General features: G+C 38.1%; 17 protein-coding genes. 11 read left to right on the forward strand and 6 right to left on the reverse strand.

Annotated elements, in window-relative coordinates; all coding sequences use genetic code 11:
• Positions 1–30 precede the first annotated feature (30 nt).
• The 5 genes from FW768_RS04165 to glgB all read right to left on the reverse strand — a co-directional run bounded on the left by FW768_RS04165 (position 31) and on the right by glgB (position 8,902).
• Positions 31–2,844 carry a 2-oxoglutarate dehydrogenase E1 component gene (locus FW768_RS04165; RefSeq protein ID WP_153392784.1) on the reverse strand — a complete coding sequence of 938 codons (2,814 nt, stop codon included), beginning with the start codon at positions 2,842–2,844 and terminating at the stop codon, positions 31–33.
• Between the two features lie 124 nt (positions 2,845–2,968).
• Positions 2,969–4,012 (reverse strand): SRPBCC domain-containing protein, encoded by a 1,044-nt coding sequence (locus FW768_RS04170; protein ID WP_231128629.1) that lies wholly within the window; start codon positions 4,010–4,012, stop codon positions 2,969–2,971.
• A 133-nt stretch (positions 4,013–4,145) separates the two neighbouring features.
• The gene (locus FW768_RS04175) at positions 4,146–5,414 is read right to left on the reverse strand and encodes a glucose-1-phosphate adenylyltransferase (protein WP_153392787.1); all 1,269 of its coding nucleotides are present in this window, start codon (positions 5,412–5,414) and stop codon (positions 4,146–4,148) included.
• A gap of 87 nt (positions 5,415–5,501) precedes the next feature.
• Positions 5,502–6,908, reverse strand: coding sequence for a glycogen synthase (locus FW768_RS04180; RefSeq protein ID WP_153392790.1), 1,407 nt, complete (start codon positions 6,906–6,908; stop codon positions 5,502–5,504).
• A 44-nt stretch (positions 6,909–6,952) separates the two neighbouring features.
• On the reverse strand, positions 6,953–8,902 hold the full coding sequence (gene glgB, locus FW768_RS04185) for a 1,4-alpha-glucan branching protein GlgB (protein WP_185151933.1): 1,950 nt from the start codon (positions 8,900–8,902) through the stop codon (positions 6,953–6,955).
• 200 nt (positions 8,903–9,102) lie between these two features.
• On the opposite strand from glgB, the gene FW768_RS04190 reads away from it, so the two are divergent.
• The 9 genes from FW768_RS04190 (at position 9,103) to FW768_RS04230 (ending at position 18,909) form a co-directional block, all read left to right on the forward strand.
• Complete coding sequence (locus FW768_RS04190; protein ID WP_153399780.1) at positions 9,103–10,224, forward strand: alpha/beta hydrolase-fold protein; 1,122 nt, start codon at positions 9,103–9,105, stop codon at positions 10,222–10,224.
• Between the two features lie 4 nt (positions 10,225–10,228).
• A complete protein-coding gene (locus tag FW768_RS04195; RefSeq protein WP_153392796.1) occupies positions 10,229–11,644 on the forward strand; it encodes a M17 family metallopeptidase in 1,416 nt (471 codons plus the stop codon).
• A gap of 140 nt (positions 11,645–11,784) precedes the next feature.
• On the forward strand, positions 11,785–12,996 hold the full coding sequence (locus FW768_RS04200) for an ATP-grasp domain-containing protein (protein WP_153392799.1): 1,212 nt from the start codon (positions 11,785–11,787) through the stop codon (positions 12,994–12,996).
• 84 nt (positions 12,997–13,080) lie between these two features.
• Positions 13,081–13,794, forward strand: a complete 714-nt coding sequence (locus FW768_RS04205; protein WP_153392802.1) for an alpha/beta hydrolase-fold protein — start codon at positions 13,081–13,083, stop codon at positions 13,792–13,794.
• 61 nt (positions 13,795–13,855) lie between these two features.
• Positions 13,856–14,809 (forward strand): ATP-grasp domain-containing protein, encoded by a 954-nt coding sequence (locus tag FW768_RS04210; protein WP_153392805.1) that lies wholly within the window; start codon positions 13,856–13,858, stop codon positions 14,807–14,809.
• A 33-nt stretch (positions 14,810–14,842) separates the two neighbouring features.
• The gene (locus tag FW768_RS04215) at positions 14,843–15,961 is read left to right on the forward strand and encodes a carboxylate-amine ligase (protein ID WP_153392807.1); all 1,119 of its coding nucleotides are present in this window, start codon (positions 14,843–14,845) and stop codon (positions 15,959–15,961) included.
• A gap of 35 nt (positions 15,962–15,996) precedes the next feature.
• Entirely contained in the window at positions 15,997–16,830 is an 834-nt protein-coding gene (locus FW768_RS04220; RefSeq protein ID WP_153392810.1) for a type 1 glutamine amidotransferase, read from the forward strand.
• 363 nt (positions 16,831–17,193) lie between these two features.
• Positions 17,194–18,378 (forward strand): hypothetical protein, encoded by a 1,185-nt coding sequence (locus FW768_RS04225; protein WP_153392813.1) that lies wholly within the window; start codon positions 17,194–17,196, stop codon positions 18,376–18,378.
• Between the two features lie 36 nt (positions 18,379–18,414).
• The gene (locus FW768_RS04230; RefSeq protein ID WP_153392815.1) at positions 18,415–18,909 is read left to right on the forward strand and encodes a MepB family protein; all 495 of its coding nucleotides are present in this window, start codon (positions 18,415–18,417) and stop codon (positions 18,907–18,909) included.
• Positions 18,910–19,422: 513 nt separating this feature from the next.
• Here FW768_RS04230 and cphA read toward each other — a convergent pair.
• Positions 19,423–22,053 carry a cyanophycin synthetase gene (gene cphA / locus FW768_RS04235; protein WP_153392818.1) on the reverse strand — a complete coding sequence of 877 codons (2,631 nt, stop codon included), beginning with the start codon at positions 22,051–22,053 and terminating at the stop codon, positions 19,423–19,425.
• 202 nt (positions 22,054–22,255) lie between these two features.
• Between cphA and FW768_RS04240 the strand changes: the two genes are divergently transcribed.
• Together FW768_RS04240 and FW768_RS04245 are read left to right on the forward strand one after the other, a co-directional pair.
• On the forward strand, positions 22,256–23,143 hold the full coding sequence (locus tag FW768_RS04240; RefSeq protein ID WP_153399782.1) for a cyanophycinase: 888 nt from the start codon (positions 22,256–22,258) through the stop codon (positions 23,141–23,143).
• A gap of 50 nt (positions 23,144–23,193) precedes the next feature.
• A complete protein-coding gene (locus tag FW768_RS04245; RefSeq protein WP_153392821.1) occupies positions 23,194–23,673 on the forward strand; it encodes a hypothetical protein in 480 nt (159 codons plus the stop codon).
• Positions 23,674–23,702 lie beyond the last annotated feature (29 nt).

Consider the following 23,702-nt stretch of genomic DNA (forward strand, 5'->3'; position numbering starts at 1 on the left):
TTTTTATTTTTTAATTGATTATTATTTAAATTAAGCTGTTACAGGTCTTTTTGCAGGAGCATCATCTCTGTCGAAAACTCTGTTGATTACAGCATTCTGGTTCTTTTCGAACATTTTATGGCTTCCCGGAGCAGGAGTACCACTTGGTACCGGAGCAATAACCTCAATTCCTGTATTTCTGAAGTTTCTCAGGATATAAGACCAGGCACCCATATTTTCTGGCTCTTCCTGTGCCCATACCAATTGTTTTCTGTTCTCATATTTGCTGAAGATTGCTTCGATAGCATCCGTCTGAAGCGGATATAACTGTTCGAATCTCACTAATGCAATATTTTCACAGTTCAGTTCTTCTTTCTTCGCTAATAGTTCGAAATACAGTTTACCTGAACAAAGAACCAATTTCTCTACTTTTTTAGGATCTGCTGTAGGATCATCTAAGATTGGCTGGAATGAACCTGTTGCAAAATCTTCAAGTGGAGAAACCACTTTCGGATGTCTTAATAAAGATTTAGGGCTCATTACTACCAATGGCTTTCTGAATGCCCATTTCAGCTGTCTTCTTAATAGGTGGAAGTAGTTGGCTGGTGAAGTAATATTCGCTACAACCATATTTTCGTTGGCACAAAGAGTAAGGAATCTTTCCAGTCTTGCTGAAGAGTGTTCTGCTCCCTGTCCTTCTGAACCATGAGGTAAAAGCATCACCAATCCATCCTGAATCTTCCATTTTTCTTCTGCTGCTGCCAGATATTGATCTACAATGATCTGAGCACCGTTCACGAAGTCTCCGAACTGAGCTTCCCAGATTGTTAATGTATTAGGAGAAGCCATTGCATATCCATAATCAAATCCTAAAACTCCGTATTCTGAAAGATGAGAGTTGTATACATCAAATCTGCTTTCTGAAACATGTCTTAGAGGGATATACTCTTCTTCTGTATCTTCTGTTTTAACTACGGCATGTCTGTGAGAGAAAGTACCTCTTTCCACATCTTCTCCGGAGATTCTTACGTTGTGACCTTCCACGAGAAGTGTAGCATAAGCCAACCACTCTCCTAGTGCCCAGTCTAATGAATTTCCTTCAATAGCCTTGATACGGTTTTCGAAAAGTCTTGTAATTTTATTGATAAACTTTTTATCTTCAGGAAGAGTTGACATTTTAAGAGCCAGTTCCTTCAGCTTTGCTAAGTCATATTTTGTATCAACCGGTAACTGAACCGCTCCTCTCTTTCCGATTGGATATTTTATCCAGTCTTCAGCCATGAATACATCCATTACGTTTTTCTCGATCTCTTTGGAAGCATCAAAGTCTTTATCTAAAAGTGCTTTGAAATCTACTTCCATCTTCTTGATGATATCGTTGGAAATAACGCTGTCGTTGATTAATTTCTCTTTATAAATTTCTCTTGGATTCGGGTGTTTAGAAATCGCCTTGTATAGATTAGGCTGAGTAAATCTTGGCTCATCTCCTTCGTTGTGACCGTATTTTCTGTATCCTAAAAGATCGATATAAACATCTTTCCCGAATTTTGCTCTGAAATCAGCAGCAAAGTGCATTGCATGAACAACTGCTTCCGCATCGTCAGCATTTACGTGCATTACAGGAGATTCTGTAACTTTTGCAATGTCTGTACAGTAAGTTGAAGATCTTGCATCATGGAAGTTAGTGGTGAAAGACACCTGGTTGTTTACTACAATGTGCACCGTTCCTCCCGTTCTGTATCCTTCCAAAGTCATCATCTGAGCTACTTCATAAGCAATTCCCTGACCTGCGATAGCACCGTCACCGTGGATGATGATTGGTAAAACCTTAGAATATTCTTTATATTTATCATCAACCTTTGCACGGCAGATCCCTTCTACAAGAGCTGCTACTGTTTCAAGGTGAGAAGGGTTCGGAGTAAGGTTGATGCAAACTTCTTCTCCTGAAGCTGTTTTTACTTTTTTAGATGATCCTAAGTGATATTTAACATCACCAGAGAATACGTCTTCTTCAAATTCTTTTCCTTCAAATTCTGAGAAGATCTGTTTGTATGATTTTCCGAAGATATTGGATAATACATTCAATCTTCCTCTGTGAGCCATTCCTAATACTACTTCATCTACTCCCAGTTGAGAAGATCTTGAGATCAGCTGATCCAAAGCAGGGATTAAAGTCTCCCCTCCTTCCAGTGAAAATCTTTTCTGTCCTACAAATTTAGTGTGAAGGTAACTTTCAAAGGCTACCGCCTGATTTAATTTTAATAAGATTTCTGTTTTTTCATTGGCAGAAAGACTTGGATGGTTTTCGTTAACCTGAAGCCATCTTTTGATGAAATCTTTTTCCTCAACATTGTTGATGTGCATATATTCCACTCCGATAGAATCGCAGTAAATATTTTCCAGGTGCTTGATAAGGTCTGCTAATGTTGCAGGTTCTTTCATTCCTGTTTCAACAGCACAGTTAAATTTCGTATTTAAATCCTCTTTAGAAAGACCGAAGTTCTCAATGTCTAAAGTAGGAGTATAATGTCTTCTTTCTCTAACCGGGTTTGTTTTGGTAAACAGGTGCCCTCTTGTTCTGTAAGCCTCGATAAGGTTTACTACTTTGAATTCTTTTTTGATGTGCTCAGGAACCTCTCCGCCTGCTACAGCCTGAGAGATCTGCTGTACTGCCGGTACAGTGCTGGCCGGAGCCTGGATGTATTGGATGTTATCGTCATCTCCATAGTTCTCCAAAGCAAAATCGAAACCTTGAAAAAAGGCTTTCCATGATGGCTCTAAAGAATCCGGGAATTTTAAGTACTGTTGGTATAAATCCTCAATTAACTGAGAATGAGCTGCGTTTAGGAATGAAAATCTGTCCATTATTACAGTTTATCTATTATTAAAATTTATTTGTAGAATTAATCTTCAAATTTAATAAAAAAAACCGATTTGGAACAGCCTGAAGGCATTAAAAAAAATTATCGAAAAAATTATTTTTTTAAAATCACTTAAACACTGATAATGAGAGCTTAACATTCACTTCCTGCCCTTCTACCGGACGCTCAATGAAAGTCATACGGATATCTCCGAAGCGCATCTCGTCTTTTTTGGCTTTCTGAATTAGCTGCTGAATTGCCCTTATTCTGCCTTCGTAGCTTCCTTTGTAGTACATGACGTAATTTTGGGACGGATTTACGGTTCTGAAATTGAAGTTATTATCCGTCACACCAATCTTCTTGGAAAGCGGGATTCCCAGGAAGTAAGATATTTCTTTGTCTTTGTAATTGTCTGCATCTGTAACCAGCACAGGATACCCGAATTCATCCTCTTTTTTACCAAGGTCCATTGTCACATAATTGTAAACTTTGCTGTAGTTCATCACAATATTTTCGTAAAGCGCATCTTTCTTGTTGGATGCACTTACATTGGTTCCCAAAAGCACTTTATCTTCTTCATTTTCAACCATAAGACTGTCATATTTAATGGCAGCCATCTGATTGTCTTTTTCTACCTTATTACCCAGAACATTTTTCAGGTTGACCATGCTTTTATCGATATTTTCGGCAAAACGGTCTTCGGTCCAGAAATTCTCAACCCTTCTCAGAACAGAAAGTTTTGGAGTATGTACATTCCAGATAATCCTGGTTTTTTCAGCAGAGACAGCTTTAAATTTAACGTCTACCACTGTAGGATTTTCATTACGGTCCTCAAAAAGCTGATATCTTAACGATCTGTTCGGATTTTCATAACGGATGAACATTTCTCCGTCTGTATCGTTTTTAGGGTCTACATAACTGATTGCACTTCCCTGTCCTTCATAAGGAGTATAATAATCAATATCAATAGACGGCGAACTTGTAAAAAAGTTGTTCCATCGGGTAAAATGCTGCAGATTATTAAACTGGGAAAAGACTTTATCAATGGGATAATCAATCTCTTTTTCAATTTTAAAGTCCTTGTTTTCATCCACAAAATAATACATGGAAGCAGCATAAGCTCCTACCAGAAGAACAAGAATTACGGCTGTTATTTTAAAAAAACGCATCATACAAAAGTAATACAAATAAAAAAAGTGACCAATATATTGATCACTTTAAGAGTATACTTTAGTTAATTTATATTACTTTTCCGTTAATAGAGAAATCATACATCTTTTTTAAACTGCATCAGAAATAAATCTTCTATCCAATGTGAGTTCCCGGCGGAAGTACCGCTCCTTTCTTCACAACTACGATACCATCCTGAACGGAATGAGTTCCGTAGTCTCCGTCCGGGATATGTTTTCCACCAGTAATTTTTACATTGTCTCCAATGTAACAGTTTTTATCCAGAATAGCTTTTTCAATATAGCAGTATTTTCCGATTCCCATATTTGGACGGCCGCTTCTGTCATTCAATACAATTTCTGTGGTATTCTGATAGAAATCCGCTCCCATCACGTAAGAATTTACGATAGTACTTCCTTTATCTATTCTTGTTCTGTTTCCGATCACGGAATTTTCGATTTTATCTGCCATAATAATGCATCCGTCTCCAAAAACAGCCTTGCTTACATAAGAACCGTTGATTTTGGACGGCGGAAGCATTCTCGCTCTGGTATAAATAGGCGATGAACCGAAAAGATTGAACTGCGGAAGATCCTGACACAGGTCCAGATTGGCTTCATAGAAAGACTCAATTGTTCCTATATCCGTCCAGTAGCCTTCATACTGATAACTCAAAGTTTTATATTTTCCGATAGAGCTTGGAATAATATCTTTTCCGAAATCATCACCTGCTCCCTCTTCAAACATTTTTTTCAGAATATTCTTGGTGAAAATATAAATACCCATTGAAGCCAGATATTCTTTTCCTCTATGTTTATTTTCTTCTGAAACCTCAGATTTTAGACCATCCAGCATATCATAATCTGGTTTTTCATAGAAGGAAGTGATATTGCCGTCATCGTCTGATTTCAGGATTCCGAAACCTGTGGCGTCTTTGGCAATTACAGGAATAGTTGCAATCGTCAGATCACCTCCGTTATCGATATGAAAGTCCAGCATTTCACGGAAATCCATCTGGTAAAGCTGGTCTCCGGAAAGGATCAGAATATAATCATAATCATACTTTTCAAGATGCTTCATCGACTGGCGTACGGCATCTGCTGTGCCTTGATACCAGCTTTCATTTTCAACGTTCTGTTCCGCAGCCAGAATATCAACAAAACCTTTGCTGAAAATGTCAAAATGATATGAATTTTTGATATGGGAATTTAAAGATGCTGAATTAAACTGCGTTAATACCAGGATCTTATTCAATCCGGAGTTCAGGCAATTTGAAATAGGAATATCCACCAGCCTGTATTTCCCCGCAATAGGAACTGCTGGTTTTGATCTGGAATAGGTTAATGGAAATAGCCTTGTTCCTCTGCCTCCTCCTAAAACTATGGAGATTACGTTTCGTTTCATAAAATTATATTGCGTTTTTTATTGTATTAGTTCTACAGTTTTTTTGGTGTTTACGCACGGCATATTGCGGAATACCCTCTGTTATTTTTAGTTATTATATAAAGCTATATATTTTTCCGCAGACTTCTCCCATGCAAAATCAAAACTCATATTGGCATGAATAAGATTTCGCATTGCCCCTTTCTGGTTATACACCGCCAGCGCTCTGTTCATCGCATGAACAACATCATCTACCCCGGAATAGGTGAAATTCAGCCCTGCTCCTCCGGTAGAAATATCTTCCACCGTATCTTTCAATCCTCCGGTATATCGTACCACCGGAACTGTTCCATATCTCATGGAATACATTTGGTTTAATCCACACGGCTCTACTCTTGACGGCATTAATAAAAAGTCCGCAGAAGCATAGATCTTGTGTGAAAGGTGTTCTTTGTATCCCAAATCCAAAGCAAAATTGGTATAGGTATAGTCGTATTCTTTAAGTTTGTTTTCAATATAGGTATTTCCTGAACCCAGGATCATGATATTTAAAGCACCATAACTCTGCTTAATGCTTTTCCAGACCACATCCGGTAAAAGATCTGCTCCTTTTTCTGTGGCAAATCTTCCGATAAAGGCAAACAGTGGCAGTTCAGGTTTCAGCCCATATTCTTTACAAAGCTTTTCTTTATTCTTTTTCTTTTGGGCGACTGCATTTTTGAGATTGAAATTAAAATCCAGCATCGGATCTGTCTCCGGGTTCCATACTTCCGTATCAATTCCGTTGATGATTCCATATGCTTTTCCGAATTCTTCACGCACCAGACTTTCCAAGCCTCTGAAACTGACAAAAAGCTCTTCAAGATACCCCTCAGAAACTGTTGTAAAAGCACTGGAACATTTAATCATGCTTGCTAAAGGATTCATGAAGCCATTCCAGTCCATCAGTCCCCATTTATAGGCATCAAAAGCCGGCATATAATTCGCCATATTCCAGCTCATCATCCCCTGATATTCGCCATTATGTATGGTCCCTACAGTTTTCACACCTTTTAAGAATTCAAATTCAGGACAATGCTCGATCATAAATGGAACCAGCCCTGTATGATAGTCGTGACAGTGCAGAACATCCGGACGGATCTCCATCGCAGTCAGCCAGTGCAGAACTCCATGCTGAAAAGCCAGAAACTGGAAACTTTCATCCTGATAACCATAAGGATTTTCCCTGTCCAGCAATCCTGGAATTTTCACCATATACAGCTCAAATCCCAGCACATCTGTTTTTTCTCTTATGACCTGCACCTGTAGCATATTGGCTCCCTGATGAATAAATCCGTCAAAAACGATCTCAAATTCATGATCATAAACAAAGGGTTTATTATACCAGGGCATTACAACCTTGGCATAGATTCCTTTTATTTTATTCTGATATTTGGGCAGTGCTCCCACAACATCAGCCAGACCACCAACTTTGGCTACCGGATAGCATTCTGTACTTAAATGATATATTACCATAGTTTTAATGTCATTGTATTCCTTTCTTTATACTCAGGATAAGATTAATCTTTTTTATACTTAATTCTGTGCAGCTTGTATTTTTTATCTTTATGCTGCCTTAAAACAATTCCTGCTAAAGGAGGCAGCTTCACTGTTATTGATTTCGGGAATCTCATCCATTCTTCATATTTCTCACTTAGAATTTCTGCTTCTGTACCGCTTCCGCCATACTTTTCATCATCCGAATTAAGAACAGCTTCCCAATGGGTCCCTGCATTCACACCAATCCTGTATTCTATACTATGTGGGGTAAGATTGAGGATAATCATCAGAATATCATCTCTCTTTTTTCCTTTTCTGAGATAAACGTACACCGAATTTTCGAGGTCATCTGCTTCTACCCATTCAAAACCGTTCTTATTAAACTGGTTTTCGTACAATGATGACTCCTTTTGATATAAATGATTGAGATCTTTTACCAGCGCCTGAAGTCCCTTATGAACGGGATATTCCAACAGATGCCAATCCAGGCTCCGTGTGAAGTTCCATTCCCCCGTTTGTCCGAATTCATCTCCCATAAAGAGCAGTTTGGCCCCCGGATGGGTGTACATATATACATAAAGGGCACGAAGGTTGGCAAATTTCTGCCATTCATCGCCCGGCATTTTATAGATCAGGCTTGCTTTTCCATGTACCACTTCATCATGGGACAAAGGCATCATATAATTTTCATTATACATATACATGGAGGCAAATGTCAGCTTATGGTGGTGGTATTTCCGGTTGGCCGGATCTTCTTTGAAATAATCCAGAGTATCATGCATCCAGCCCATCATCCATTTCATTCCGAATCCTACACCTCCTTCATGAACGGGTTTTGTCAACATAGGGAAATCTGAGCTTTCTTCAGCAATCGTGATAATATCATCTCCGAATTCTTTATAAACTGCGATATTAAATTCCTGTAAGAAAGCTTTGGCTTCAAGGTTTACATTTCCGCCGTATATATTAGGTTCCCACTCCCCTTCATTTCTTGAATAATCCAGATGAAGCATAGAGGTTACGGCATCTACCCTGAGCCCGTCAGCATGATAGCGGTCCAGCCAGAACATCGCATTGGAAATCAGAAAAGATTTCACTTCATTTCTGCCGTAATTAAAGATATAAGATTTCCAGTCGGGATGAAAGCCTTTTCGGGGATCTTCATGCTCATAGAGACAGGAACCGTCAAAGCGGTAAAGACCATTGGCATCTCCGGGAAAATGAGAAGGAACCCAATCCAGGATAACCCCGATATCATTCTTGTGAAGCTCATCAATCAGAAACATCAGATCCTGTGGAGAGCCGAAACGTGATGTAGCCGCATAAAATCCTGTAATCTGATATCCCCAGCTTGGATCATACGGGTATTCCATAACAGGCATGAATTCTACATGGGTAAAGCCCATTTCCTTTACATACGGAACCAGTTTTTTAGCAATATCGCGGTAATTTAAAAACCGTTTAGGATCATTCCCTTCTCTGACCCATGAGCCGAGATGAATTTCATAAACCGATAATGGAGCCTCTAAATTATTTTTTTTCTGGCGGTTTTCCATCCACTGTTCATCATCCCACTCATACCAGGTCGTTGAAACCAATGATGCTGCCTGAATATTCTGCTCCCAGCTTAATGCATAAGGATCACTTTTTTCCAGGATTTCACCTCTTGCCGTTTCAACAGCATATTTATATAACGTCCCCCAGCTAAGTCCGGTAATAAATCCTTCCCAGATCCCTGAACCATCCCAGCGCGGGAATAAAATATGATCTTTATGATTCCAGTTGTTGAAATTCCCGATCACGGAAACTTTTTTGGCATTGGGAGCCCAGACTGAAAAATAAACTCCTTTTATTCCGTCTTTTTCCACCGAATGCGCCCCGAATTTATCATACAGCTTATAATGTCTTCCTTCTTTGAAAAGATAGACATCATGATCGGTAAAAAGCGTATATGTTTTAACAGAGTTCATCAAGACCGGACTGTATTTAATTTTTCTTTGAAACTACAAAAATTCCTATCAACAACCGTTAATTATTAATCAAATAATTATTATGTTAATTCCCTTCTTCAGCACTTCTATCAAATATATCAAATTTTCTATTATTTTTTTTAAGGTTTTAAAACAATCTTTTTTATAAATTTAGCTGCCAATTTTATTAAACACGCATGATGAAGTTTGAACTTTATACTGACGAGACCGACGACAGAACGGTATACATTACAGGAAATTTCAACAACTGGAACCCCAGAGACCCAAACTATCAACTCAAACAGCTTGATCCGAATACGTACAGCATAGAGATCGACAGCCAGGTTCTCCCGGATACTATAGAATATAAATTCACGAAAGGAGGCTGGGAAAATGTAGAGCTTGATCAATACGGAAATATTACCCCCAACCGGAAAATTGAAAAATCGGTGGGAGAAGTTTCCGATACTATTGAAAAATGGAGACTCAACTGGGGCCCTTTCAAAAAAGAATTTTTTCCGATTGCTGAAGTGATCTCCGAAGAGTTTTATATTCCGCAGCTTGACCGATACCGTAAAGTATGGGCTCTTCTGCCCTATGATTACTACGTTTCCGGCAAAAGTTATCCTGTTCTTTATCTCCAGGACGCCCAAAACCTATTTAATGAAGGAAGCGGGTACGGAAACTGGGAAATTGACAAAAAGCTATCTATCCTTGCAGAATACGGCCGGGGCGATGTCATCATTATTGCTATTGAACACGGAAGTGAAGACCGCATTAAAGAATACATTTTTGATAACGACAATATAGCCAACGGATCGGAAGGTAAAAAATACATCCGTTTTATTACTGATACCTTAAAGCCTTTTATAGACGAAAACTACCGAACGAAGAAAGACCGTGAGAATACCGGAATAGGCGGCAGCTCTCTGGGTGCCCTGATTAGTATCTACAGCGGATTCCTGTATCCTGAAGTCTATTCTAAGCTGCTGATCTTCTCTCCTTCTCTGTGGGTTGAACCCAACAATAATTTTCCGATGATGCACTTCAGGGTTCCTTTCAGAACAAAGATTTACCTGTATGGAGGTGGACAGGAAGGCTCAAAAATGGTCAAGAGAATCCATATTTTTGAAGAATCCCTGAAAAAATGGGAAAAGAATAATCTGTTCGATTTTGAATTCAGAACCAGTGTGAATCCGGAAGGCACCCACAGTGAATTTTACTGGTCCCAGGAATTCCCAAGAGCCATTGAATGGCTGTTTTACGATAACAAAGAAAATCCTGCTGAGGTAAAACCACAACAGCAAAGCATTAAAAATTAAACTTATGAAACTGATTAATAAAAAAAATAAAAGCTATTCCCAGATCTTCCAATTATTTACCGAAGAAGAATGGACAAAATCAAATAAAAATTACAATAAAAACATTGCTTCCCTTTTTTCCGGAAAAAAAAATGAATTTTTCGTTCATGCTAACGAAGAAAGTATCATCTATTTCATCGGATTAGGCAAATCCGGTATACATGATTTTGAGATCCAGCAAACTGCCGTTAAGTTTTCCCAAACCCAGAAAGAAAAGCTCCAGGCTGTACCCACTCTGATTCTTGCTGACTTTCTGAATGAAAAACAGTTTGAAGAATTCATTACAGGATTTCTTATCGGAACATACAGCTATCCTTTTGACAAAAACCATCCTTTCTGGAATACAAAATTCGAAATTCATTTTGAAAACCTGAGCCAGAAAAAACTGGATACCATAAGCACAAGAGCAGAAGCTTTAACTGCAGGACAGACGGCCTGTCAGGAATGGCTTAACAAGCCAGCCAATCTTAAAACCCCGGTTATTTTAAGCACATATCTTAAAAATATGGCAAAAAAATATGAATTAAAATATACGGCGTTCAACAGGAAAAAATGTAAGGAATTAGGATTAAACGCTTACCTTTCAGTAAACCAGGGAAGTGCTTACGATGCAGCCTTCACTATTCTGGAATACAAAACCACTGTAAAAAACGCTAAAACAATCGGCCTGGTTGGAAAATGTGTTGTATTTGATACGGGTGGAGTTTCTTTAAAGAATCCTGACAATATGCATTATATGAAGTCTGATATGGGCGGAGCAACAGCTGTGATCGGAGCCTTGATTTATGCAGCAGAAATGAAGCTTCCTCTCAACATCGTTGCCATTCTTCCGATCACAGATAATGCTATTTCTGAGAAGGCATTTCTTCCCAGCGATGTTATTACGGCCTACAACGGGAAAACCATTGAGGTCCTAAATACAGATGCAGAAGGCAGAATGATTCTGGCAGACTCCCTTTCTTACCTCGCCAAAAATTATAAGACAGAACTCCTGATTGACCTTGCTACCCTAACCGGAAGCTCCGTAAGAATGTTCGGAGATACCTGCGGTGCCCTGTTCTCTAATAATGAAGAGCTTAAAAATCTATTGATCAGAACCGGAGACAAAACCAACCAAAGACTGTGGAATCTTCCGTTATGGGATATCTGGAAAGATGATATTCAGTCTGATGTTGCCGACCTGAAAAACATTTCAATGAAGCCGATTGGAGACTGTATCGTAGCAGCTAAATTTCTGGAACAGTTTATTGAAAACCACCCTAAATGGGCCCATCTTGATATTGCAGGCGTAGCTTTCGGAAGTACAGGATATGCAAAGGAAAAGGCAGCAACCGGGTTTGGAGTGCAATTATTAGCTGATTTAATTGAAAATTATCACTAAAAATTAGTTTATTACAAAATTTCTCTGTATAATTGATTAGTGATTCTCAAAACCGCAGTTTATTTTGATTTTTAACATTAATTAATCAATAAAAAATTGCTTTTATTTTTGAATATTCACTAAATATTAAAAAATATTGTATGGAGGAGAAATTTATAGTATGTATTTCGTGCTATTACAAGGGCTATGATTTCATGGACGAAATGAAGAAGCTCGGTAATAAAATCATCCTGGTAACATCGGAGAATCTCAAAGAAAAAAACTGGCCATGGCATGCCATTGATGAGGTATTTTATATGTCTGAAGAAAGGCCTTCTGTCTGGAATATGGAACATCTTGTTCAGGGATTTTCTCATCTGATGAAAACCAGAAAAATTGATGCCGTTGTTGCATTGGATGATTACGATGTAGAGAAAGCAGCTCTCATCAGGGAAACATTTCGCATTCCCGGAATGGGACAGACCACGCACCGTTATTTCAGAGATAAACTGGCCATGCGCCAGAAAGCCAAAGATTCAGGGATCAATGTTCCGGAATTTACAGCGATTTTTAATAATGATGAGGTTCGCAACTTTATAGAAAGAGTTCCTGCTCCCTGGGTATTAAAACCTAGGTCAGAGGCTTCGGCTTCAGGGATAAAAAAAATTACGTCTAAAGACCAGCTTTGGGATGCCCTGGAAACTCTTGGAGAAGAGCGACACATGTTCTTACTGGAAAGCTTTAAACCGGGAGATGTTTATCATGTTGACAGCCTTACTTTCAACAAAGAGATTATGTTTACATCAGCATCCAAATATCTCGCTCCACCTATGCAGGTATCTCATGAAGGAGGGGTATTCAGATCGAAGACCTTAGGAAGATATTCTGAAGAATTTAAAGCCCTTGAAGAAGTTAATGCTAGAGTACTCTCGAGTTTTGGACTGCTTAACGGGGCCACCCACACGGAATTTATACGGGGAAAAGAAGATGGTAAATGGTATTTTCTGGAAACATCATCCAGAGTTGGCGGAGCACACATTCCCGATCTCGTGGAAGCTTCAAGCAACATTAATATCTGGCGCGAATGGGCTAAAATTGAAGACGTCTTACTGCGCGGAAAAAAATATGAAGCTCCTAAACCCACGGGATATTATTCAGGACTGATCGTTGCATTAATCAAAGACAAACATCCGGATTATCAAGCTTTTGAATGTGAAGAAGCGGTAAAATTCCTTCCGATAGACTATCACGCAGGAATTGTTTACAAGTCTACCGATCCGGACATTATACAGGAAAGACTGGATGATGCTGCGGAAAAAATACAGGCAGAAATGCTGAATATCCTTCCTCCCAAAAGCAAACTGACCTCATAATATTGAAAAAATTCACTCAATACTACTGAGAAAAGCTGAACAGATCAAATTCATAGGACTGAAATACTAAAAATCAAATAAAAAATGCCTCATATAGAACATACAGACTACTATTCAAACATATTAGGAACAAGCCTTAAAGTAGAAGTCACCGGACATCACGGATATCCCATCATTATGTTCCCGACTTCTCAAGGATTGTATACCCAAAACCATGATTTTCACCTTAATAGCAGCATCAACTGGTTTATAGAACAGGGAAAAGTAAAGCTTTATAACATCCAGACGATAGACAGCTGGAGTTTTTATGACGAAAAGATTTCGCCACAGAAAAGGATCAAAAATTATGAATTATATGTGCAATTTTTGATTAAAGAGTTTATTCCGTACATCCAGAAACTCCACAAAGTACATCGTGTAGCTATTGCCGGAGCTAGTTTCGGAGGCTATCATGCTGCTAATTTTGCCTTCAGATTTCCTGATGTGGTGTCTCATCTGTTCTGTCTTTCAGGAGCGTTCAGCATAAGAAATTTCATGGATGGATATTCGGACGATCTTGTTTATTTTAACTGTCCGAGAGAATTTGTACGAAATGATGAAGCTTGGAAATACAAACATATGCACATTGTACTCAGTACTTCCGATCAGGATATATGCAGAGATAAGAATATAGAAATGGCTGAAATCTTACGCGCAAAAGGAATTGATTTCTGGTATGACGAGAGAAAATGGATCAATCATGACTGGCCGTTATGGAGAATGGTTTTTCCAACATTTATAGGAGCCTATTTTTCTTAAAAAAACGTACATTAGTGAGAAAGATAATTTATTCAATACACATCAATTAAAAACAAAAATTATGGCAAAAAAAGTGGGAATTCTATTCGGTATGGAAGATACATTTCCTTGGGCGTTCATCGACAAGGTAAATGAATTGGGAGTCGGAGAAATCATTGCCGAGCCTGTAAATATCGACAAGCTGGAACAGGGTGCTGATTATGGATATGCAGTAATCATCGACAGAATTTCGCAAAATGTTCCCTTTTACAGAGCTTATCTGAAAAATGCGGCCCTTAACGGAACTTACGTCATCAATAATCCATTTTGGTGGAGCGCTGATGAAAAGTTTTTCAATAATGCGCTGATGTCCAAATTAGGCATTCCGCTTCCTAAGACGGTACTCCTTCCTTCGCATGAAAGACCTACAGACACTTCTGAAACCTCATTCAGAAATCTGAAATTTCCTCACGACTGGGAATATATTTTCAATTATGTAGGATTTCCGGCTTATATGAAACCTCACGATGGCGGCGGATGGAAAAATGTTTACCGAGTGGAAAACCCTGATGACCTTTGGAACAAGCTAAGCGAAACAGAACAGCTGGTGATGATGGTACAGGAGGAGATTATATTTGATGACTATTACAGAGTCTACTGCCTTGGCAAAAAATATGTTCATATCATGCCTTACGAACCTCGTAATCCACATCATTTAAGGTATGCAACCACTCATCAGACACAGGGTGAAGAACTTGAAAAGCTATTAAAAACAATCCATGATTACACCATTACAATGAATGAAGCCCTTGGCTATGATTTCAATACTGTAGAGTTTGCCGTGAGAGACGGAATTCCTTATGCTATTGACTTCTGCAATCCTGCTCCGGATGCCGACAGGAATTCAGTAGGTGAAGACAATTTTGCATGGATCGTAGAACATGCCGCCAAACTGGCTATAGAAAAAGCGAAAGAGTATGTTCCCGGAAAACCTAATATTTCCTGGGGAACTTTTGTAAAAGACTCTGTACAATAAAAAACTGAAAGAACAAAAAAAACACGGAAAAAAATGCATCAATTTACCATAGGAATCGAAGAAGAATATCAGATCATTGATGTTGAAAGCAGAGACTTAATATCTCATGTTTCCAAAATCATTGAAGGCGGAAAGGCCGTTTTAAGTGAGAATTTAAAGCATGAAATGCACGAGTCCATGATTGAAATGGAAACCGGCATCTGCCAGAATATTCAGGAGGCCAGAGCAGAGCTCACCAACTTAAGAAGACATCTCATCAATACAGCCCATGAACAGGGACTTAGAGTTTCAGGTGGAGGAACCCATCCTTTCTCTCACTGGTCTGCCAATAATATCACGCAAGGTGAAAGGTATATAAAAATTGTAGACGACATGGGAGACGTTGCCCGTGAGAATCTTATTTTCGGGCTTCACGTGCACATTGGAATTCCGAACCGTGAAGAAGGAGTAAGAATCCAGAATGTCATGCGCTACTTTTTGCCCCATGTCTATGCACTTTCTACCAATTCACCGTTCTGGATCGGTAGATATACAGGATTCAAATCTTACAGACAGGAAATTTTCGTTAAATTCCCGAGGACCGGTATTCCAAGTTATTTCAATTCTCTGGCTGAATTTGACAGTTATGTTGATTTGCTTGTAAAAACCGGAACTATTGATAATGCTAAAAAGATATGGTGGGACCTTAGGGTACATCCGTTCTACCCTACCATTGAGTTCAGGATCTGCGATATGCCTTTAAGAATTGATGAGACGGTGTGCCTGGCTGCCATTATGCAGTGCCTGGTAGCTAAGATCTATAAACTTCACCAACAGAATTTAAGCTTCAGAAGTTACCGCAGGTTATTATTAAATGAAAATAAGTGGCGGGCCTCCAAAAGTGGTATAGAAGCACACCTTATTGATTTCGGAAAAGAAGAATCTGTTCCATATCCTCACCTGTTGAAAGAACTTCTTGAATTCATTGATGATGTAGTGGATGATCTTGGATGCAGAGAAGAAGTACAATATGCCTGGAAGATTATTGAAAACGGTACCGGTGCAGACCGCCAGCTTCAGATCTATAAAGAGACCGGAGATCTTACCAAAGTAGTTGATTACATGATCTCTGAAACTGAGTATGGCATAACACATGGTGAAACAGCTTCATAATATTTTTGGTAACTTTGCAAAAAATATGAAGTAGTATGAAAGATATTCGAATTGCTCTGCTGGACATGAACAACAATCATGCGAATCAGGGGTTCAGGAATATTAAAGAGATTTCTGAAGCTTTTCAGCAGAATTCTGATGAAAATGTAGTGATTCAAACCTTTGATGTAAGGTTTAAAAATGAAATGCCTGATATTAATGATTTTGACATCTATATTTCATCAGGAGGACCCGGAAACCCACACCGTGAAGGATTAGAGTGGGAAGATAAATTTGCCGGCTTTCTGGATTCCGTTTTTGAGCACAACCAATATAACGAAGATAAAAAATACGTTTTCCTGATCTGCCATTCATTCCAATTGGCAAGTATTCATTGGAAATTAGGGAACATCTGTAAAAGAAAATCCTATTCTTTCGGAGTAATGCCGGTTCATAAAACAGAAGAAGGAAAAGAGGAATTTTTATTTAAAAATCTTCAGGATCCGTTCTATGCTGTGGATTCAAGAGCATATCAGTTTATTGAACCTGATCTGGATCGTTTTGAAGAGCTTGGAATGAAGATTACAGCGATTGAAAAATTCAGACCTCATATTAATCTGGAAAGAGCCGTAATGGCTGTTCGTTTTTCTGATGAAATATTCGGAACACAGTTTCATCCCGAAGCTGATCCTCAGGGAATGGTAGAAAATCTGAAAGATGAAAAGAACAAAACAGCCATGATTGAAAACTTCGGAATGGAAAAATATCTTGAAACCATGGACAGAATAGATGATGAAGATAAAATTGTTATGACCAGAAGCCAGATTCTTCCGAGATTCCTGCAGTTTGCAAAAAAAAACATTCTGACAGGCTGTGAAGTTTTGGCTTAAAAGATAAACCACAAAAGTTTTTTTAAAACACTTTAGAACACTTAAGTTAGTTGAGAATGATCATTCATATATAAGATGATAAATGCATGCAGATATATTTCTCTCGCAGATTTTTTTATTGGATGAATAATCAAAATCATAGATTTTCAAAAACTTAAGTGAATTTCTATACTCAAAATATTTAATCTTCAAAATAACTTAAGTGTAAAAAACTTTTGTGCCTTTTGACTTCGCCGAATCTTCGATTTGTGGTTAAAATTTATTCAATGGCCTTGAATTTTAAAATTATATTAAATAGTTAATCAAATACCAAATCGGGCAAAAACTGCTCGATTTTTTAAATCAAAATCACAAAGAAAAAATATGATCCCAAAATACAGAAAACAGTTCAATCAGGAATTTTCGCAGGAAAAATATAGTCAGCTTAAAGAATCTCTGGCACAAAAAGGCGGAATAACACCAACATTCAGAGTTTCAGAAAGTCCGATCTTCCTGAGTAAGGAATTTGAGAACAAGCTTATAGATGCCACAGAAAGTATCATTGATCAGATTAAAGCACTTCCTTCTGACCTGCTTCAAAAAGCTGTCCCTGAAAACTGTTATGTTCCGAATGACACGGATAAACCTCATTTTTTTACGATTGATTTTGGAATATGCAGAAATGAGAACGGAGAAATAGAACCCCAGCTGATCGAACTACAGGCCTTCCCGTCATTATATGCTTTTCAGAAAGTTTTTGAAGAGACTTTCTGTGAGGTCTATCCTTTTCTTAACGAAATTAAAAACAAAATGCCCGATCATGAATTCAGAAATCATCTGAAAGAAATTATTGTGGGCGATGAAAATCCGGAAAATGTTATTCTTTTGGAAATATTTCCTGAAAAACAGAAAACAGCCATTGATTTTGCTCTCACAGAAAAGTTATTAGGTATAAAAACAGTCTGCCTGACTAAAGTTAAAAAGGAAGACAAAAAACTGTTTTATGAGAAAGACGGCCAAAAAATAGAAATTAAAAGGATTTATAACCGTGTTATTTTTGATGAACTGGACAGGATTCCGGATCTGGTGACTGAATTTGATTTCCGTGAAGAGGTTGATGTAAAATGGATTACTCATCCTAACTGGTTCTTTAAGATCTCTAAGTTCCTTCTTCCCCTGCTTAATCATCAGTTTGTTCCGAAAAGCTACTTCCTGCACGAATTCCCGGCGCATGAAAATCTTGAACATTTTGTATTGAAGCCTCTATTTTCTTTTGCCGGAAGCGGTGTCAATTTAAACCCGACCAAAGAAATCACCGATGCTATTGAGGACAAAGAAAACTATATTCTTCAGAGAAAAGTAAGTTATGAACCTGTATTTGAAGATATTAACGGAGATTTTTCAAAAGCAGAAATCAGACTTCTTTACGTATGGCACGAAAATGATGACCGTCCTGTTCTGCTGGAAAATCTGGGAAGAATGACCAAAGCCGCTATGGTTAATGTAGATTTTAATAAAAAAGATGCAATCTGGATTGGAAGTTCCAATGCTTTTTTTGGAGAAGAATAACTAAAAAAACAACTATAAAACTTTAACAAAAGATAAATGAAGCTTAAAAATGTTGATGAAATGATTTTTCATCCGCTCGGACTGAAAATTTCAAATGCTGAAGAAGATGCTGAATGTAAAGAATATTCCGGAATGAATTTTACTTTAGCTCAGCTGAAGATAAAATTCCGGACTGCTAAAATTACACCAACTAAAACCGGACAATTTGTAACGCTATGGAAAAGAAACCAAAAGAGAGAAACCATTCCATTTGAATCCTGTGACAGTTTTGATTTCTATCTGATTTCCACTTCTAAGGAAAGCCATGCTGGAATTTTCATTTTTTCAAAGGAAATTCTTGCGAAAAAAGGAATATTAACTCACGAGGAAAAGGAAGGTAAGAGAGGCTTCAGAGTATATCCGGCTTGGGATAAAACAGAGAACAAGCAGGCCTCAGCTACTCAAAAGTGGCAGACAGAATATTTTCTTGAGCTTTCTGAAAACGAAGAATCCTGGCTTCAGAAAGCAAAATTGCTGTTTGGTTTGAAATGATGTTTCCAGTATTTGTTTTTCTTATTTTTTTTAAACGCAAAATTGAATTTTGCATGATATTTCAAGGGAGCAAAGAATATAATCAACTCCGTTGATTCGATGAAGCGATGGATTAGCCTTCGGCTGTTTTTAAGTCATAAAGTAATTGATAACCATTGAAAAAATAGCTGAAAATCCTAGATTTTCTTGCGTCTTAAAAACAACAGCATATTTAAAACCCTTTCGCCATCGCGTTAAGCCAACAAAAAATCAGCTAGATCAGCGAGCCTTAGAAAAATATACCTAAATATTTGTGTAGTCTGAGAAATCTACGGGAAATTTAAATTATATAGATACTGTTTCTGAAGAGCTGTGAGAGGTTTTTTAGCTCGCAGATAGAGCAGATCTTTTTATAAATACAATTTTACTCATGCTGGCTGCTTCAAAATCATAGTCTAAAATGAACGTCCAACTTCCCTCTTCCAGCTTCCAACAAATAAAAATCGCCCGAGAAATTTCGGGCGATTTTTTGTTTTACATATTTTTATCGTCTTCCAGCAATTCCCTTGCCTGATATTCCTGAACAAGATCAATGGCATTGGAGATTACATCACTCAGGGCTGTGATGAAGGTTCCTTCTTCAGCCATTCCCATTGCATGTTTTAAAGCTTCAATTTCTTTAGGAATGATCTCATAGCTTACATTTCTTCCGGCTTCGTTGATTCCGTCTATGATCAGACCGTTGATTTCATCTTCGGTTCTTCCTCTCAAATGCTTTTCATTTCGGATAATAATGTAGTCAAACATTCTTCCGGCAATCTTTCCACATTCTTTAATATCACTATCTCTTCGGTCTCCTACTCCGGAAATGATACCTATTTTCTTCGTAGCTTCCACATTTTTAAGATAATCTTCAATAGCTTCGTAACCTGATGGATTATGAGCAAAGTCAATCAGCACTTTAAAGCTTTTGAACTTAAAGATATTCAGTCTTCCCGGTGTAAGCTGTGCACTTGGAATAAAAGTTCTTAAAGAGTTGGAAATATCTTCAATTCCGAAACCGTACAGATAACTCGCCAGACTGGCTGCCAGAACATTTTCAATCATGAATCTGGCCTTCCCTTCCATTGTAATCGGGAAATCTTTGGCTTTTCCTATTCTGATCTTCCAGTCTCCTTTTTTGATCGTTACAAAACCTTCTTCATAAATACAGGTGATCTTTCCTTCTTTCGCAAACTTTACAATATGAGGATTGTTTTCATCCATACTGAAAATAGCGACATTGCTGTCCAGATCATTCACAATCTTCATGGAATAGGCATTATCTGCATTCAATACACTCCATCCGGTTTTCTTTACACTGTCCAGAACAACCCTTTTTACTTTGGTAAGATCCTTTAGGTTGTGAATATCATTCATTCCCAGATGGTCTTCCTCAATATTGGTCAAAACTCCGATATCACACTGGGAATATCCTAAACCTGAACGTAAAATTCCACCTCTTGCTGTTTCCAGCACGGCAAACTCTACGGTTGGATCTTTAAGTACGAATTCAGCGGAAAGAGGTCCTGTAGTATCCCCTTTTGAAAGCATCGTATTCTGGATATAAATACCATCTGAAGTAGTAAATCCTACTCTGTATCCGTTGCTTTTTACAATATGGGAGATCAATCTTGTTGTTGTGGTCTTTCCGTTGGTACCGGTTACTGCGATGATCGGAATGGTAAACGGTTTTCCCGGAGGATAAAGCATATCCACCACCGGAGCAGCAACGTTTCTTGGCAGTCCTTCACTTGGTGCCAAGTGCATTCTGAATCCCGGAGCGGCATTCACTTCTATAATTGCCCCACCACTTTCTTTTAACGGCTGAGTTAAGTTTTCTGCCATAATATCAATTCCGCAGACATCCAGACCTATGATTTTTGAGATCCTTTCTGCCATGGTAATATTTTCCGGATGTACCATATCGGTAACATCAATAGAAGTTCCTCCTGTAGAAAGATTGGCAGTAGATTTCAGATACACCACCTCTCCTTTCTGAGGGACTGTTTCAAGGGTATACTGAAGTTTTTCAAGAAGTTCAAGTGTATCCTTATCTACTTCTATTTCGGTCAGAACATTTTCATGTCCGTACCCTCTTCTCGGATCTTTATTTTCTTTATCGATCAGGTGCTGAAGATTAAGTTCTCCGTCTCCTACTACATGAGCAGGAACCCTCCTCGCTGCAGCCACCATTTTATTATTAATCACCAGAACTCTGAAATCATATCCTGTAATATACTTTTCTACAATTACTTTTCTGGAATATTTCTGAGCGTGTTCCAATCCTGTTTTTGCAGCTTCCCAATCATTAACATTGATAGAAGATCCTTTTCCATGGTTTCCGTCTAATGGTTTTAAAACAATCGGATATCCTATTTTCCTGATAACAGTATTCAGTCCGTCTTCATCCACTACCAGATCTCCTATAGGTACAGGAATGGCAGCATCATGAAGCATTTTTTTCGTCAATTCTTTATTACAGGCAATATCTACTGCAATAGAACTGGTTTTTCCGGTAATAGTGGCCTGAAAACGTTGTTGGTTGACTCCATACCCCAGCTGTACTAAAGAATTGGTTCCTAACCTGATCCATGGAATCCTTCTGGACACGGCTTCCTCCACGATACTTCCCGTTGAAGGGCCTAAACGTACACGTTCCCTGATCTCTTTAAGTCTATGAATACAGGCATTCATGTCATATTCACCGCCATCAATCAGGATCTGTGCTATCTTTACTGCTTCTTCAGCCGCATAGATTCCTGCATTTTCTTCTATATAATTAAAAACGACATTGTATACCCCCGGAGTTTTGGTTTCTCTGGTTCTTCCGAAACCTACATCCATCCCTGCCAGAGTCTGAATCTCTAAAGCGATATGTTCGATAACATGTCCCATCCAGGTTCCTGTTTCTACCCTGTGGAAAAAGCCTCCTTCCACTCCTTCTGAACACCTGTGGGTAATCAGTGATGGAATGAGTTTTTCAATTCTTTCCCTAAATCCATCGATCTTGTTGGTAGGATAATTTTCCATTTCTTCCAGATCCAATCTCATCTGTATCAGCTTCTTTCTTCTGATACTCCAGATATTCGGGCCCCGCAGTGCCTGTATCTTCTCAATTTTCATAGTCTATTTGTATTTTTTAACGTTAACAATAACTCCTTCAAAAATCAAAGATAATGTAAAACCCTAAATGAAACTATAGCCCATTTAAAGATTTCTCAAAAAATATTTAAAAATTATTAACAATCCTAAAACCTTAAAAATCAATTTAAATATGGTATGAATTTCGCCAAATGTGAATTATTTTTTAAATTTGTACTCTATGATGAAACCCGTTGGAAAATTAATAGTGATCGGAGGTGCTGTAAACAAAGGAAGTTTTTCAGAAACTGATTACGATCAAAATATCGAAAAAAATCTTAATTTCTTTGAAAGAGGAATTTTAAGAAAAATTATAAACGAATCAAAACACAAGGAAGATTCTGTCATTGAGATTGTTACAACAGCCTCTCAAATCCCGCAGATTGTAGGAGTAGAGTATAAAAAGGCATTTGAATTTCTCGGTGCCAAAAATGTGAACGTTCTTGATATTCACAACCGTGAAGAAGCCAACTCTGATGCGATGGTGGCAAGAGCTAATGCAGCCGATGTAATGATGTTTACAGGCGGGGATCAGCTGAGACTGACCTCTATTCTTGGAGGAACAAGATTTCATGATACTATTCTGCTGAAATATCAGGAACAGGACTTTATCTATTCCGGAACTTCTGCCGGAGCCGCAGCTGCTTCTGAAAATATGATTTATCAGGGAAGCAGTTCTGAAGCCCTTCTGAAAGGTGAAATTAAAACGACACAAGGATTAGGTCTGATTGATAATGTAATCATTGATACCCACTTTGTACAGCGGGGCAGAATCGGACGTCTATTCCAGGCTGTAGTCAACAATCCGAGAACATTGGGAATCGGACTGGGAGAAGATACCGGGCTTTTCATCCATAATGATGTGATGACTGCCGTTGGTTCCGGTCTTGTAATCTTAGTGGACGGAAGATTTATTAAAGATACCAATCTTACCAATATCAATCTTGGAGAACCTATTTCCATCGATAATCTGACTGTTCACGTGATGTCTATGAATGACCATTATGATCTGACAACCAAAACACTTACAATCGAGAATTCACAATTCAACCCGATTCCGCAGGACAAATAATTATAAAACTTAATTAAACTAATTCTTATTTTAGCTAAAAATAAGGCTAAATGAAAGAAGAAAAAATTGAACAGCTTATCAACCTTCTTCTGGAAGGCTATAACGTGGAGAATAAAGAAGAAATTATTTCAAATTGTTCTTCTTGTTATATAAATCCGGCTCAATATATAAAAGATAATGAGGCTGAATGGGTAATTGAAAGCAATGAGGGCCATGCGTTTGAATTTTCGGTTATCAATGAGCTTTTTAGTTTTCTGCTTCGCGGGGATAAAATAGATGAGGTACACGAACTGATTGATGAAAGCCTCAATAATATAATAGGAGATTTTCCGTCAGAAATAAAGTATGCTGATGATTATTTTAAATGGCTGGGTCCCCAACTTTCCCAGGAAGATCCTCCGTTGGAAATTATTGAGCTTGGAGACAGCTATTCTGATGAATTACAGCTCATAATTGTCGAAAAGCATAATGTAGAAAACATATCAAGGCTTTGCCAGGAATTAATGGTTCATTTTAAAAGAACTGTATAGCATTACTTATCCCAGACAATGTCAGAATT

The sequence above is a fragment of the Chryseobacterium vaccae genome (assembly GCF_009602705.1).
Lineage (GTDB): Bacteria > Bacteroidota > Bacteroidia > Flavobacteriales > Weeksellaceae > Chryseobacterium > Chryseobacterium vaccae.

Coding starts and splice junctions, on each gene's coding strand:
- FW768_RS04210 (WP_153392805.1), top strand. CDS start 13,856: ATGGCAAAAAAAGTGGGAATTCTATTCGGTATGGAAGATACATTTCCT.
- FW768_RS04165 (WP_153392784.1), bottom strand. CDS start 2,844: ATGGACAGATTTTCATTCCTAAACGCAGCTCATTCTCAGTTAATTGAG.
- FW768_RS04220 (WP_153392810.1), top strand. CDS start 15,997: ATGAAAGATATTCGAATTGCTCTGCTGGACATGAACAACAATCATGCG.
- FW768_RS04195 (WP_153392796.1), top strand. CDS start 10,229: ATGAAACTGATTAATAAAAAAAATAAAAGCTATTCCCAGATCTTCCAA.
- cphA (WP_153392818.1), bottom strand. CDS start 22,053: ATGAAAATTGAGAAGATACAGGCACTGCGGGGCCCGAATATCTGGAGT.
- FW768_RS04230 (WP_153392815.1), top strand. CDS start 18,415: ATGAAGCTTAAAAATGTTGATGAAATGATTTTTCATCCGCTCGGACTG.
- FW768_RS04245 (WP_153392821.1), top strand. CDS start 23,194: ATGAAAGAAGAAAAAATTGAACAGCTTATCAACCTTCTTCTGGAAGGC.
- FW768_RS04180 (WP_153392790.1), bottom strand. CDS start 6,908: ATGGTAATATATCATTTAAGTACAGAATGCTATCCGGTAGCCAAAGTT.
- FW768_RS04225 (WP_153392813.1), top strand. CDS start 17,194: ATGATCCCAAAATACAGAAAACAGTTCAATCAGGAATTTTCGCAGGAA.
- FW768_RS04190 (WP_153399780.1), top strand. CDS start 9,103: ATGAAGTTTGAACTTTATACTGACGAGACCGACGACAGAACGGTATAC.
- FW768_RS04170 (WP_231128629.1), bottom strand. CDS start 4,012: ATGATGCGTTTTTTTAAAATAACAGCCGTAATTCTTGTTCTTCTGGTA.
- FW768_RS04200 (WP_153392799.1), top strand. CDS start 11,785: ATGGAGGAGAAATTTATAGTATGTATTTCGTGCTATTACAAGGGCTAT.
- FW768_RS04175 (WP_153392787.1), bottom strand. CDS start 5,414: ATGAAACGAAACGTAATCTCCATAGTTTTAGGAGGAGGCAGAGGAACA.
- FW768_RS04215 (WP_153392807.1), top strand. CDS start 14,843: ATGCATCAATTTACCATAGGAATCGAAGAAGAATATCAGATCATTGAT.
- glgB (WP_185151933.1), bottom strand. CDS start 8,902: ATGAACTCTGTTAAAACATATACGCTTTTTACCGATCATGATGTCTAT.
- FW768_RS04205 (WP_153392802.1), top strand. CDS start 13,081: ATGCCTCATATAGAACATACAGACTACTATTCAAACATATTAGGAACA.
- FW768_RS04240 (WP_153399782.1), top strand. CDS start 22,256: ATGAAACCCGTTGGAAAATTAATAGTGATCGGAGGTGCTGTAAACAAA.